The sequence below is a fragment of the Nocardioides sediminis genome (genome assembly GCF_003047295.1).
Taxonomy (GTDB): domain Bacteria; phylum Actinomycetota; class Actinomycetes; order Propionibacteriales; family Nocardioidaceae; genus Nocardioides; species Nocardioides sediminis.
Map to the genome: position 1 here is coordinate 141,387 of NZ_PZYZ01000003.1, position 13,925 is coordinate 155,311.

Consider the following 13,925-nt stretch of genomic DNA (forward strand, 5'->3'; position numbering starts at 1 on the left):
GCCGGCCGCTGCGGCCGACGACAAAGGCCTGAAGGCCATGACGGCGCAGGCGGACACCGCCGTCGCCATGAGCGGTGAGAGCGCGACCGGCAAGGTCGGCTTCATCCGCGTCAAGGGGGACGGCGACCTGATGCCGGGTCGCGCCGGGGACTCCGCCGCGACGGCGGCCGGCAAGACCGACGCCTACCTCGCCAAGTACGGCGCCAACTTCGGCGCTCGTGCCGGTGAGCTCGACCGGAGCGCGGTCGTCCGCAACAAGTTCGGCTGGACGGTCGTCTACAAGCAGGCCTACAAGGGGGTCCCGGTCTTCGGTGCCACCCTCAAGGCCAACGTCGACCTCGAGGGCGACCTGACCGCGGTCAGCGGCTTCGCCGCACCCGGTCTCGACCTCGACGTCACCCCCGGTCGCAGCGCCGACGCCGCGGCCCAGCGGGCCATCGCGACGGTCAAGGCGCACCCGCCGACCACTCACAGCGGTGCCACCTCCGAGGTCTCCGGCCTGCGCGCCGCCTCGACCGAGCTGATGGTCTACCGGCAGGGCGCGGTCAAGGGCGAGACCGGCGACGCCGTGCTCGTCTACAAGGTCGAGGTCACCAACGTCACCAAGGACGGCAAGGGCGGCAACATCCGCGACCACGTCTTCCTCGACGCCGACACCCTCAAGACGGTCAACCGCTACTCCGACGTGCACGAGGCGCTCGACCGCGCCCTGTTCACCACCGACTACGACCCCGAGACCGGCGAGGGTGGCGAGCAGGCCACCCTGGTCTGGCGCGAGGGACAGCCGTTCCCCGGCACCCTCGACCAGGACCAGCAGGACCTCGTCGAGTCGACCGGTGAGTCGTACGCGATGTTCTTCAACACCTTCGGCGTGGACTCCTACGACGACGCGGGCAGCACCATGATCACGCTGCACAACCGTCCGAACTCGTGCCCCAACGCCTCCTGGAACGGCGCCTACACCAGCTACTGCGAGGGCGTCTACAGCGACGACATCGTCTCGCACGAGTGGGGGCACGCCTACACCGAGTACAACTCCGGCCTGATCTACCAGTGGCAGTCCGGTGCCCTCAACGAGGCCTACTCCGACGTCTGGGGCGAGACCCTCGACCAGCTGAACAACCGTGAGGACGACGGCGAGTCGGACGCCCCGCGCGTCGACGGCGAGTGCTCGCAGTACACCCGTGGCGCCATCGGGGCCACGATCAACTCGCCCGCCGAGGTCGCCGGCCCGTGTGCCGGCGCGGTCGCCGCCTCCTTCGGCCCGGTCTTCGACAAGACCGGCACCACCGCCGACGTGGTCGTGGCCCTCGACGCGGCCGACGAGGCCGGCCCGACCGTCAACGACGGCTGCTCGCCCTTCACCAACGCCGCCGACGTGGCCGGCAAGTGGGCCTACGTGGACCGCGGCACCTGCGCCTTCCTCGTGAAGATCCGCAACGCCGAGGACGCCGGCGCGACCGGCATCGTGGTGGGCAACACCGCCAGCGGCTCCATGACCTCCATCGCCGCGCAGTCCGAGCTCTACGGCCTGATGGTCACCAACGCCGACGGCACCGAGATCAAGTCCGCCGGCGCGGTCAACATGACGGTCAAGGACATCGAGACCGATTCCAAGACCGACTCGCACCGCTGGCTGGTCGGCGAGCAGTCGACCGCCTTCGGTGGGGCGATCCGCGACATGTGGAACCCGACCTGCTACGGCGACCCGGGCAAGGTGTCCGACGCCGAGTACCACTGCTCGTCCGACGACAACGGCGGCGTGCACGGCAACTCCGCGGTGCCGAACCACGCCTACGCCCTCCTCGTCGACGGCGGCACCTACAACGGGCAGACCGTCTCCGGCATCGGGCTCGACAAGGCTGCGAACATCTACTTCAAGGCCCAGAACGAGTACCTCACCGAGACGTCCGACTTCGTCGACCACGCCGACTCGCTCGAGGCGGCCTGCGACACGCTCGTCAACAACCCGATCGTGGGCCTCGACCTCGAGGTCGGGGGCACCCCGGAGCTGGTCGACCGCATCACCGCGGCCGACTGCGACCAGGTCACCAAGGCCATCGCTGCGGTGGAGCTGAGGCTCGACCCGACCGAGAAGTGCGGCTGGGAGCCGATCCTGGCCACGACGGGTGAGCCCACCTACACCTGCGGCGAGGGCCGGTCGACCCAGACGCTGTTCTCGGACGACTTCGAGAAGGGCATCGCCGCCTGGACCGCCGACCAGGAGGTCGTCTACGACGGCGCCACCGGCATCCCGTGGGAGGCCTCCACCGAGGCTCCCGGCAACCGTGCCGGTGGCGTGGCCTTCGCCCCCGACCCGTCGTCCGCTGGTGACTGCTCCGGCACCTCCACGGACGTCTCCGGACGGGACTCGATCGTCAGCCCGGCGGTCGCGATCCCGCCCTCGGCCAAGGCTCCGCGACTGTCCTTCGACCACTACGTCCGGACGGAGGCCGGCTACGACGGCGGCAACGTCAAGCTCTCGGTCAACGGCGGTCCCTTCGCGGTGATCGAGGACGCGGCGTACGACTTCAACGGCTACAACGCCACCCTGGAGACCGAGGCCGGCGGCAACACCAACCCGATGGCCGGCGAGCCCGGCTTCAGCGGCACCAACCCCGGTTCCGTCTTCGGGTCGTGGGGCACCAGCCACGTCGACCTCACCAAGGCGGGCGTGAAGGCCGGCGACAGCGTGAAGATCCGGTTCGACCTCGGCCGTGACGGCTGTGGCGGCGTGGACGGCTGGTACGTCGACAACGTCAAGGTCGAGGCGTGCGACGTCAAGGCCGCTCCGGTCCCGACGCCGACCCCGACGCCCACCCCGGCCCCGGGGAAGTCGGAGACCGACACGAAGATCAAGATCAAGCCCAAGAAGCTCTCCTTCAAGGACAACTTCAAGGCCATCGTGAAGGTCAAGGCCGAGGACGGGTCCGAGGTGACCGGTCGCGTCGTCATCAAGATCGACGGCAAGTGGCTCGGCCGGCGACTGCTCGACGACGGGCGGCTGGTCTACAAGGTCCGCAAGAACCTCAAGGTCGGCAAGCACAAGATCGTGGCCATCTACAAGGGCGACGACTCGAGCGAGAAGAGCCGCGACAAGATGAGGTTCCGCGTCCGGCGCTGACCCAGCACAGCACCACCCAGCACCACCACGCAGGGCCCCGACGGACCAGTCCGCCGGGGCCCTGTGCCGTGCAGTCCCGTGCGCAGCGATGCGGATCCAGGCTCAGCGCAGCCCGGCCAGCCACGGCAGCACGACGAGCCCGCTCGGCAGCGCGATCAGCCCCAGCGCGGCCAGGCTGACCAGCACCGACTGCACCCGGCGGGGACGGGTGTCCCGCAGCACCGCGACCCGCTCGGCCAGGCCCGTCCCCGTGGCGCCCAACGCGCCTCCCGGGGTCCGCGATCCGGCCAACGCCAGGAGGGCGGACGCGAGCGCCCGCCGGTCCCCGCGTCGTACGGCGGCACGGTCGGCGAGCACCTCGACGAGCACCTGGACCTCGTGGTGGGCGGCCGCGCTGGACACCCAGCGCGGGAAGGCCCTGTGCAGGACGGTGAAGGCCTCGAGCACCAGGTCGTGCCGGGCCCGCAGGTGCGAGCGCTCGTGGGCGACGACCGCCTCGAGCTCGGCGGGGGCGAGGCGGGTGAGGGTCGACCGGGAGACCACGATCCGCGAGCCCGTCATGCCGGGCACGCAGTAGGCCACCGGCACCTCGTGGTCGAGCACGGAGAGCCCGCGCCCCGCGGTGCCACCCGCAGCCTCGTGGTCGACCCGCGCCAGCAGGTCCACCTGCTCGCGGTGCCGACGCCGCAGCCGGCGCAGCGTGGTTCCGGTGCGGTGGCCGCTGAGCAGGAGCCGCCCGGTCACCACGACCGTCACTCCCCCGGCCAGCGCGGCCAGCACCACGTCGAGCCGGCCCACCTCGCCGTCCCACAGCCGGCTGGTGACCAGCGACAGGCCGGCGCCGAGGGCCGCGAGCACGGCCGCCAGCGCGGTGCTCTGCCACAGCAGCATGGCCGGCACCGGGGTGTGCCGCAGGCCCGGCCAGCGCGCGAGCGCCCACGGCACCGGGCTCGCCAGCACCAGGGCGAGCGCGCCGAGGACGAGGGGTGTCAGCACGGGGGGCTCACCGTCGGGCTGGTCGTCAGGCCAGGTCGTCGAGGGCGCGGCGCAGGGCCGCGATGTCCTCGGGACTGGCGTCCTCCACGAAGGAGACCAGGGCCGGTCCCCGGTCGCCGGCGGCCACCCCGGACAGGGTCTCGCGCATGATCTCGGCCGTGAGCCCCGCCCGGCTGACCCGCGGCCGGTAGCGGTAGGCCCGCCCGTCCCGCTGCTGCACGACGTACTCCTTGCGCGCCAGGCGGCCCATGACGGTCATCACCGTCGTGTAGGCCAGCCCACGGTCGGCGAGCGACTCGTGGACCTGGCGCACGGTCGCCCACTGGTCGTCGTCGAGCGACCACAGCGCGTCCATGACGGCCTGCTCGAGCTCGCCCATGCGGGAGGACCTAGGACCCATGACCGCAAGTCTAGGGGCCCTGCCGGACTAGTTACGACACCACGTAGTATCTACTACCATTCGTAGTAGGTCTTCGCCGGGAAGCGCAGGTACATGGACGTCCTCGAGATCGCACGCTGGCAGTTCGGCATCATCACCGTCTACCACTTCCTCTTCGTCCCCCTCACGATCGGCCTCACGGCGATCGTCGCCGGCTTCGAGACCGCGTGGGTCCGCACCCGCAACGAGGACTACCTGCGGCTCACGAAGTTCTTCGGCAAGCTGCTGCTCATCAACTTCGCCATCGGCGTGGTGACCGGCATCGTCCAGGAGTTCCAGTTCGGCATGAACTGGTCCGACTACTCGCGCTTCGTGGGCGACGTCTTCGGCGCGCCGCTCGCGATCGAGGGCCTGCTGGCCTTCTTCCTGGAGTCGACCTTCCTCGGCCTCTGGATCTTCGGCTGGGACAAGCTGCCCCGCGCGCTGCACGCGTCGTGCATGTGGATCGTGCACATCGGCACGCTCTTCTCCTCGTGGTTCATCCTGGCCGCCAACTCCTGGATGCAGCACCCGGTCGGGCACACCTACAACCCCGAGACCGGCCGGGCCGAGCTCGTGGACTTCTGGGCGGTGATGTTCAACAAGGTCCAGCTGGTCACCTTCCCGCACGTCATCGCCTCGGCGTACCTCACCGCGGGCGCGTTCGTGGTCGGCGTCGCCGGCTGGCTCTACGTCCGCCGCGGCCACGAGCACGACCGCGGCCTCTACCGCCGCGCGGTCCGCATCGGCGCCACCGTCACCCTGCTGGCCGGCCTCGGCGTCGCGGTCTCCGGTGACATCCAGGGAAAGATCATGACCGAGGTGCAGCCGATGAAGATGGCGGCCGCCGAGGGCCTCTTCGACACCGAGCAGCCGGCGTCCTTCTCCGTCTTCACCATCGGCACCCCGGACGGGACCGAGGAGAAGTTCGCCGTCAAGATCCCCGGCCTGCTCAGCTTCCTGGGCACCGGCTCCTTCGACGGCGAGGTGCGCGGGATCAACGACCTGCGCGAGGAGTACATCGAGACCTACGGCCAGGACCCCGGCGCCGCCTACTACACGGCCGGCGACTACGTGCCCGTCGTGCCGATCACCTACTGGTCGTTCCGCTTCATGATCGGCCTCGGGATGGCGGCCGCGGCCGGCGCCGCGCTCGTCCTCTGGGTGACCCGCCGTGGTCGGGTGCCGGGGTCGCGCTGGTTCCCCTGGCTCGCCATCGGGCTGCCGGTGCTCGCGGTCGCGGCCAACTCCTTCGGCTGGATCTTCACCGAGATGGGCCGCCAGCCGTGGGTGGTGTTCGGCCTGATGACCACCGAGAACGCCGTGTCGCCCGGCGTCAGCGTCGCCGAGGCAGGGACGTCGCTGCTCGTGCTGACCCTGCTGTACGCCGTGCTGGCCGTCGTCGAGCTGGGGCTGATCATCACCTACGTCAAGCGGGGCGCCGACCCGTTCGTGGAACCCCCGGACGTGCCCATCGGCGGGCACGACGACGACCGCCCGATGGCGTTCGCCTACTGATCCCCGCTGGGGACGAGAGGATCGACATGGAGCTCACCACCGTCTGGTTCGGCCTGATCGCCGTGCTGTGGATCGGCTACTTCTGCCTCGAGGGGTTCGACTTCGGCGTCGGCATGCTGCTGCCGGTGCTCGCCCGCAACGACACCGAGCGTCGCGTCATGTACAACTCGGTCGGCCCGGTGTGGGACGGCAACGAGGTGTGGGTGCTCGTCGCCGGCGGCGCCACCTTCGCGGCCTTCCCCGAGTGGTACGCCACGTTGTTCAGCGGCTTCTACCTGCCGCTGCTCCTCATCCTGGTGGGACTGATCGTCCGCGGCCTCGCTTTCGAGTACCGCGCCAAGCGCGACGACGACACCTGGCGAGCCCGGTGGGACCTCGCCCTCATCGTCGGATCGGCGGTGCCCGCCTTCCTGTGGGGCGTCGCCTTCGCCAACATCGTGGCCGGGGTGCCGATCGACGCCGACAAGGAGTTCACCGGCACCCTGTTCACGCTGCTCAACCCGTTCGGGCTGCTCGGCGGCCTCGTCACGCTGACCCTCTTCGCGACCCATGGCGCCCTGTTCGTCGCCCTCAAGACCGACGGCGACATCCGGCACCGTGCGCGGGCCCTGGCGCTGCGCACCGGCGCCGTGGCCGCGGTGCTCGCGGTCGTCTTCCTCGTGTGGACGCAGGTCAAGACCGGAACGCCGGTCTCGGCGGCGCTGTTCGTCGTGGCCGCCCTCGGCCTCGTCGGCGGCCTCGTCGCGGCCCGCGCCGGTCGCGAGGGGTGGGCGTTCACCGGCACCTTCCTGGCGATCGGGCTGGCGGTGGCCGGGTTGTTCGTGGGGCTGTTCCCCGACGTGATGCCCTCCTCGACCGACGCGGCGTTCTCGCTGACCACCACCAACGCCGCCGCGACGGCGTACACGCTCGAGGTGATGACCTGGGTGGCGGTGGTGTTCACGCCGATCGTGCTGATGTACCAGGCGTGGACCTACTGGGTGTTCCGCAAGCGGATCGCCGTCCACCACATCCCGACCGCCGCGGCAGCCGCGCCGGCGGGCCGCTGACGATGCGACCGCTGGACCCGCAGGTCCTCCCCCACCTGCTGCCCGCCCGGCGGCCGCTGGCCGTGGTGGTCGTCGTCGGCGTCGTCGGCGGCGTGCTCACCCTGGCGCAGGCCTGGGCGATCGGTGCCCTCGTCGTCCGCCTGGTCAGCGACCCCGCGGGAGGCGAGTGGCACGGTGCGGCGCTGGCGCTGCTGGCCGTCGTGGGCCTGCGGGCCCTCGTCGAGCACGTGGCGGAGCTGGCCGCCGCCCGCTCCGCCGCGCGCGTGTCGGCCGGGCTGCGGGACCGCCTGCTGGACGCCGCCACGGCCAGGCCGGCACCGGGCGGACCGGACCCCGACGACCTGGTCCTGCTGGCCACCCGCGGCGCGACGAGCGTCGAGCCCTACGTCACGCGCTACCTGCCCGCGCTCGTGCTGGCCGCCGTCCTGCCGCCGCTGACGGTGGCCGCCATCTGGTGGCTGGACTGGCTGTCGGGCCTGATCGTGCTGCTCACCCTCCCGCTCGTGCCGGTCTTCGCCGTGCTGGTCGGGATGACGACCCGGGACCGGGCGGCCCGGCAGTGGCGCGAGCTCGGCGTCCTGTCCGGCCACTTCCTGGACGTGGTGCGCGGGCTCCCCACGCTGGTGGACCACCGCCGGGCGCACGCGCAGGTCGACCGGATCGGTGCGGTCACCGAGCGCTACCGCCGGGCGACCGTGGACACGCTCCGGCTCGCCTTCGCGTCCTCGAGCGTGCTCGAGCTCGTCGCGACCCTGTCGGTCGCGCTGGTCGCGGTCTGCGTCGGCCTGCGCCTCGCCGACGCCAGCATCCCCTTCCAGACCGCGCTGGTCGTGCTGCTCCTGGCCCCCGAGGCCTACTGGCCGCTGCGCCGCGTGGGTGCCGAGTTCCACGCCGCCGCCGAGGGGACGGCCGCCCTGGCCGAGGCGACCGAGGCGCTCGCCGCCCTGGAGCGGACCGTCCCCCGCACGGTCGTCCCGGACTCCCCCGCCCTGCGCCTCGCCGACCTCGCCCCGGGCCACCCCGGTGCCCCGCAGGCGCTCACCGAGCCGCTGACGCTGGACCTCCCGCGCCGCGGACTGGTCGCGGTCGCCGGACCGAGCGGGTGCGGGAAGTCGACGCTGCTGCAGACGCTGCGGGGCGAGCTGGCGCCGTACGCCGGGAGGGTCCTCGTCGGCGGCACGGACCTGGCCGACGTCGACGGCGACTGGTGGCGTCGCCAGGTCGCGTGGCTGCCACAGCGGCCCTGGCTGGCCGCCGGCACGATCCGCGACAACCTGCTGCTGGGTCGGTCCGGGGCCACCGACGACGACCTCCGGGCGGCGCTCGCCGCGGTCGAGCTCGACGACGTCGTGGCCGCCCACCCCGACGGGCTGGACCGCCGCCTCGGCGAGGACGGCGCCGGGCTGTCGGCCGGCCAACGGGCACGGCTCGCGATGGCCCGCGTGCTGGTGGCCGAGCGTCCGGTGGTGCTGCTCGACGAGCCCACCGCCCACCTCGACGACTCCACCGAGCGGGTCCTCCTCGACGCCGTGCGCGCCCTCGCCGAGCGGGCGCTGGTCGTGGTGGTCGCCCACCGCGAGGCGGTCCTCGCCGAGGCCGACCGCGTGGTGACGCTCCAACCCCGCACCTCGGCGCCGACGCCCGTCGTCCCCGTCGCCGTGCCGCCGAGGACCGCCGCGGCCACGACCACCTCGGAGGGCGAGGACGTCCCGCCGCCCGGCGCCTGGAAGGGTCCGATGTCCACCGTCCTCGGCGTGCTCTCCACGGCGTCAGGGGTCGCGCTGACGGCCACGGCAGCGTGGCTGATCACCCGGGCCAGCGCGCACCCGCCCGTGCTGGTGCTGATGGTGGCCATCGTCGGGGTGCGCGCGTTCGGCATCGCCCGGCCGGTGCTGCGGCACGCGGAGCGGCTGCTGTCCCACGACGTGGTGCTGCACGAGCTGGCCCGGCGCCGGACCGCGGTCTACGCCGCCCTGGTGCCGCTGGTGCCCGGCGCGCTGCGGACGGCCGGCCCGCGGCGCGGTGACCTGCTGGCCTCGGTGGTCGACGACGTCGACTCGCTGCTGGACGCCCGGCTCCGCGTGCGCCAGCCCGTGGTCACGGCCCTGGCCGTCGGCCTGCTCGCCGTGGGACTCGCCTGGTGGTGGGCGCCGCAGGCCGGCGCGGTGCTGGCCCTCCTCGTGGCGGTCGGCGTCCTCGCCGGCCTGCTCGGTCGCCGAGGAGCGCGGTCCGCCGAGCCCGACCACCTGCACCACCGGGCACGGCTGTCGTCGCTCGTCGAGGAGGTCGTGACCGCCCGCGACGAGCTGCGCCAGTGGCAGGCCTCCTCCGACGCGCTCACCGCCGTGGCTTCCGAGGGCGCGGCCCTCGAGCGAGCCGTACGACGCTCGGTCCGGGCCGTGTCCGCCGGCCACGCGGTCGTCCGGCTGGCCACCGGTGCCGCCGTCGTCGCCACCGCGGCCCTCGTCCCGGCCGGTGCCGTCCCGCCGGCGACGCTCGCCCTCCTGGTGCTGCTGCCCGTCGCCCTGGGCGAGGTGCTGGCCCCGCTCGCCGACGCCGGGGCGCTGTCGGTCCGGACCGGCGCCGCGCGGGACCGCCTGGACCGGCTGACCTCGCTCGCCCCCTGCGTGGCGGACCCGGCCCGCCCGGTCCCGCTGCCCCCGGGCCCGGTCCCGGCACGGCTGGACGCCGTCAGCGCCGGCTGGGGTCCGCAGCCCTGCCTGCACGACCTCGACCTGGCACTGCGGCCGGGCGAGCGGGTGGCGGTCCTCGGACCTTCGGGCAGCGGGAAGTCGACCCTGGCGTCCCTGCTGGTGCGTCACCTCGACCCGACGGCGGGGACGGTGCGGCTGGGCGACCTCGACGTGCGCGACGCCGCGCTGGACGACGTACGCGCGCACGTCGGCCTGGCCGCCGACGACCCGCACGTGTTCGCCTCGAGCGTGTGCGAGAACGTGCGGCTGGCGCGGCCCGACGCCTCCGACGACGAGGTCGCCGACGCCCTCACCCGCGCGCGCCTCGGTGCGTGGGTGGCGACGCTGCCCCAGGGGATGCACACCCTCCTCGGCAGCGCCGGGGTGGCCGTGTCCGGCGGCGAGCGCGCCCGGATCGCGGTCGCGCGCGCCCTGCTGGCCGACGCTCCCGTGCTGGTCCTCGACGAGCCGACGGCGCACCTCGACACGGGAACCGCCCGCGAGGTCGCCGACGTGCTGCTGGCCGGACGGCCCGACCGCACCGTCGTGTGGATCACCCACGGCAGCGTGGGGCTCGACGGCGTCGACCGTGTCCTGGAGCTCGAGGGCCCCGCGGTCAGTGGGCCGGTGCGAACCGCCGTGGCAACGCCAGCGTGAAGGTGCTCCCCCGGCCGAGGGACGAGTCGACGTCGATCCGTCCGCCGTGGGACTCCACGATGCGCCGGGAGATCGCGAGACCGAGCCCGGTCCCCGGGATGGAGAGCGCCTCGGGGTTGCTGGAGCGGTGGAAGGCCGAGAAGAGGTGGACCTGGTCGGCCTCGGAGATGCCCAGACCGGCGTCGGCCACCGCGATCCGCGCCCACGCGTCGTCGCAGGTGATCTCGACCCTGACCGTCCCGCCGGGACGGGAGTACTTCACGGCGTTGCTGACCAGGTTGTCGACCACGAGCGAGAGCTCCTCGGGGTCCCCGGTCACCACCACCTCCTCGCAGCAGGTCTCGGTCACCACCTCGACCTCGCCGGTCTCGGCGAGGAGCGCGACCAGGTCGACGGCCGACCGGCACGTCTCCACCAGCTCGACGCGCTCCCGCACCGACGCGAGGCGATCCTGCACGCGGGAGTAGTCGAGCAGGTTCTGCACCAGGCGGTTGAGCCGCTCGGCGTTGCGGGAGATGGCCTCGACGGAACGGTGCTCGTGCAGCTCGCCCAGCAGCTCGGCGTGGCCGATGATCGTGGTCAGCGGGGTCTTGAGCTCGTGGCTGATGGTGGCGATGAGCTCGCCCTTGTAGCGGTCGAGCTCCCGCAGCTCGGACACCAGCCGTTGCTCGGTCTCGAGCAGCCGCGCGGTCTGGACGCTGCGGCCGAGCTCGCGGGCGATCTCGGTGAGGGCGTCGAGCTCGGCGGTCCCGAGGTGGCCGCGGGTGCCGTTGAGGCCCACGACGAGGTAGCCGAGCAGGTCCAGTGCCACGCCCATCGGCACCACCGCGACGTGGAACGCCCCGACCGAGGTCATCATCTGCTGGAGCCGCGCCAGGCTCTCGGCGGAGAGCACGCTGGTCCTGTCGCTGATGTGCACCGCGATCGGGTCGGCGGTGGGCCACCTCGCGGCGAGGTCCGCGCGCAGGGCGGCCACCGGTGACTGGGCGAGCCCCGGCCGGGGGTGCCCCGCGGCCACGCTGCTGCCGGCGTCGTCGTCGGGGTAGCAGCGGATCCAGACCTGGACGGCGTCGAAGCCGCGGTGGATCGCCTCGCAGGCGTCGGCCAGGATCGCGTCCAGCCCCGGCTGGCTGCCGGCCTGGGCCACCTCCTTGACCGTGGAGCCCAGGCGCAGCTGCTCCGAGAGCTCCTCGCGCTGCTGCGCGTTGCTCAGCGCCAGGCCGGCCTGCACCACGAACATCTCCAGCAGCTCGCGCTCGTGCAGCGACGGCACCCGGTTGCCCGGGGGCAGGTCGACGGCCATGTTGCCCAGCAGCCTCCCCGTCGCCGAGTAGAGCGGGGCGTACAGCGTGTCCTCGGGGTGCCAGGCCTGCGGGTCGTCGGCGTCGGGCTCGAAGTCCGGGATCCAGGCCGCGGTGATGCGCGCCTCGGACATGCGGCCGTGCGGGACGAACCGCAGGATCCCCCAGCGGTCGGCCTGGCGGTACTCGTCCATGATCTCGGCGGCGGGCGTACGACGGCCGAGGATCTGGCGGCGTACGTCGTCGGGGCCGGCCACGGCGGTCATCACCAGGGTGTCGCCCTCGAGGCGCGCGATCGCGGCGACGCCGTAGCCGAGGACGTCGCAGACGCCGTGCACGATCTCCTCGAGCACGTCGGCGGTGTCGGTGGAGGAGTTGACCCGCCGGACCAGCTCGGAGAGGCGCTGCAGGGCAGGCGCGGGTGCCGCCTCCACCTGCTCCCCCGGACGCACCGCCCCCTCCGGCACGCTCAGGCCTCGATCACGACCGGGATGATCATCGGACGACGACGGTGGGCCTTGTTGACCCAGCGGCCGACGACCCGACGGACCGTCTGCTGGAGCTGGTAGGGATCGGTCGTGCCCTCGGCGACGGCCTGGTCGATGGCGTCCACAATGCCGGGCTTGATGGCGTCGAAGATGGAGTCGTCCTCGGCGAAGCCGCGGGCGTGGATCTCCGGTCCGGAGGACACCTTGCCGGTCACCGAGTCGACGACCACGATGACGGACAGGAAGCCCTCCTCGCCGAGGATCCGACGGTCCTTCATCGACGACTCGGAGACCTCGCCGATGGTGGTGCCGTCGACGAAGACGTAGCCGCAGTCCACCTTGCCGGCGATGCTGGCGACGCCGTCGACGAGGTCGACCACGACCCCGTCCTCGGCGATGACGACCCGGTCGCGCGGCACGCCGGTCGCGACCGCGAGGTCGGCGTTGGCGCGCATGTGCCGGATCTCGCCGTGGATGGGCAGCACGTTGCGCGGCCGGACCACGTTGTAGCAGTAGAGCAGCTCGCCGGCGCTGGCGTGGCCGCTGACGTGCACGAGCGCGTTGCCCTTGTGCACGACGTGGGCGCCCCAGCGGGACAGGCCGTTGATGACGCGGAAGACGGCGTTCTCGTTGCCCGGGATGAGCGAGCTGGCCAGCACGACCGTGTCGCCCTCCTCGAGGTGCACGAACGCGTGGCTGCGCTGGGCGATCCGGCTCAGCGCACTCAACGGCTCGCCCTGGGATCCGGTGGAGATCAGCACCTGCCGGTCCGCGGGGAGGTCGGCGAGGTCCTTGGCGTCGACCAGCACGCCCGGCGGCACGTGGAGGTAGCCGAGGTCCTTGGCGATCGCCATGTTGCGGACCATCGAGCGGCCGACGTACGCCGCCTTGCGACCGTGCGCGACGGCGGCGTCGAGCACCTGCTGGACGCGGTGCACGTGGCTGGCGAAGCTGGCGACGATGATCCGCTTCTCCGACTTGGCGAAGACCCGGTCCAGGACCGGCGAGATGTCCTTCTCGTGCGTCGTGAAGCCCGGGACCTCGGCATTGGTCGAGTCGGTCATGAAGAGGTCGACGCCCTCGTCGCCGAGGCGGGCGAACTCGTTGAGGTCGGTGATCCGGCCGTCGAGGGGCAGCTGGTCCATCTTGAAGTCGCCGGTGTGCAGGACCACGCCCGCACCGGTGCGGATGACGACGGCCAGCGCGTCGGGGATGGAGTGGTTGACCGCGATGAACTCGAGCACGAACGGCCCGAACGTGATGGTCTCCCCCTCCTTGACCAGGTGGTGGGTCGTCTCCTTGAGGCGGTGCTCGCGCAGCTTGCTGCCCAGCAGGGCCAGGGTGAGCTCGGAGCCGACCAGCGGGATGTCGCCGCGCTCGCGCAGCAGGTAGGGCGTCGCGCCGATGTGGTCCTCGTGGCCGTGGGTCAGGACCAGCGCCTCGACCTGCTCAAGGCGGTCCCGGATCGGCTCGAAGTCGGGAAGGATCAGGTCGACGCCCGGGTGGTGGTCCTCGGGGAACAGCACGCCGCAGTCGACGATCAGCAGGCGCCCGTCGTACTCGAAGACGGTCATGTTGCGGCCGACCTCGCCGAGGCCGCCGAGCGGGATGACGCGCAGCGCGCCCTTGGCCAGTGGCGCAGGTGTGGACAGCTCGGGATGGGGGTGGCTCAAGGGTCTCC

8 protein-coding genes are annotated in these 13,925 nt (G+C 72.5%); 4 read left to right on the top strand and 4 right to left on the bottom strand.

The window, feature by feature from the left end; genetic code table 11:
• Positions 1-37: 37 nt before the first annotated feature.
• Complete coding sequence (locus DAI17_RS09575; protein WP_107772699.1) at positions 38-3,124, top strand: M4 family metallopeptidase; 3,087 nt, start codon at positions 38-40, stop codon at positions 3,122-3,124.
• Between the two features lie 102 nt (positions 3,125-3,226).
• Here the strand turns inward: DAI17_RS09575 and DAI17_RS09580 are convergent, their stop codons facing one another.
• Together DAI17_RS09580 and DAI17_RS09585 are read right to left on the bottom strand one after the other, a co-directional pair.
• A complete protein-coding gene (locus DAI17_RS09580) occupies positions 3,227-4,120 on the bottom strand; it encodes a M56 family metallopeptidase (RefSeq protein WP_107772700.1) in 894 nt (297 codons plus the stop codon).
• A gap of 25 nt (positions 4,121-4,145) precedes the next feature.
• Complete coding sequence (locus tag DAI17_RS09585; RefSeq protein WP_234412425.1) at positions 4,146-4,499, bottom strand: BlaI/MecI/CopY family transcriptional regulator; 354 nt, start codon at positions 4,497-4,499, stop codon at positions 4,146-4,148.
• Between the two features lie 114 nt (positions 4,500-4,613).
• Between DAI17_RS09585 and DAI17_RS09590 the strand changes: the two genes are divergently transcribed.
• Genes DAI17_RS09590 through cydD form a run of 3 tightly spaced genes read left to right on the top strand, consistent with a single transcriptional unit; the run spans position 4,614 to position 10,455 of the window.
• A complete protein-coding gene (locus tag DAI17_RS09590; RefSeq protein WP_107772702.1) occupies positions 4,614-6,056 on the top strand; it encodes a cytochrome ubiquinol oxidase subunit I in 1,443 nt (480 codons plus the stop codon).
• 26 nt (positions 6,057-6,082) lie between these two features.
• The gene (cydB, locus tag DAI17_RS09595; protein ID WP_107772703.1) at positions 6,083-7,105 is read left to right on the top strand and encodes a cytochrome d ubiquinol oxidase subunit II; all 1,023 of its coding nucleotides are present in this window, start codon (positions 6,083-6,085) and stop codon (positions 7,103-7,105) included.
• Between the two features lie 2 nt (positions 7,106-7,107).
• A complete protein-coding gene (gene cydD, locus DAI17_RS09600) occupies positions 7,108-10,455 on the top strand; it encodes a thiol reductant ABC exporter subunit CydD (RefSeq protein WP_107772704.1) in 3,348 nt (1,115 codons plus the stop codon).
• On the opposite strand, the gene DAI17_RS09605 is transcribed toward cydD, so the two are convergent.
• A complete protein-coding gene (locus tag DAI17_RS09605; RefSeq protein ID WP_107772705.1) occupies positions 10,415-12,223 on the bottom strand; it encodes a sensor histidine kinase in 1,809 nt (602 codons plus the stop codon). The two genes, cydD and DAI17_RS09605, sit on opposite strands and share 41 nt — an antisense overlap.
• A 2-nt stretch (positions 12,224-12,225) precedes the next feature.
• Positions 12,226-13,917 (bottom strand): ribonuclease J, encoded by a 1,692-nt coding sequence (locus DAI17_RS09610; RefSeq protein ID WP_107772706.1) that lies wholly within the window; start codon positions 13,915-13,917, stop codon positions 12,226-12,228.
• Between the last annotated feature and the right edge of the window lie 8 nt (positions 13,918-13,925).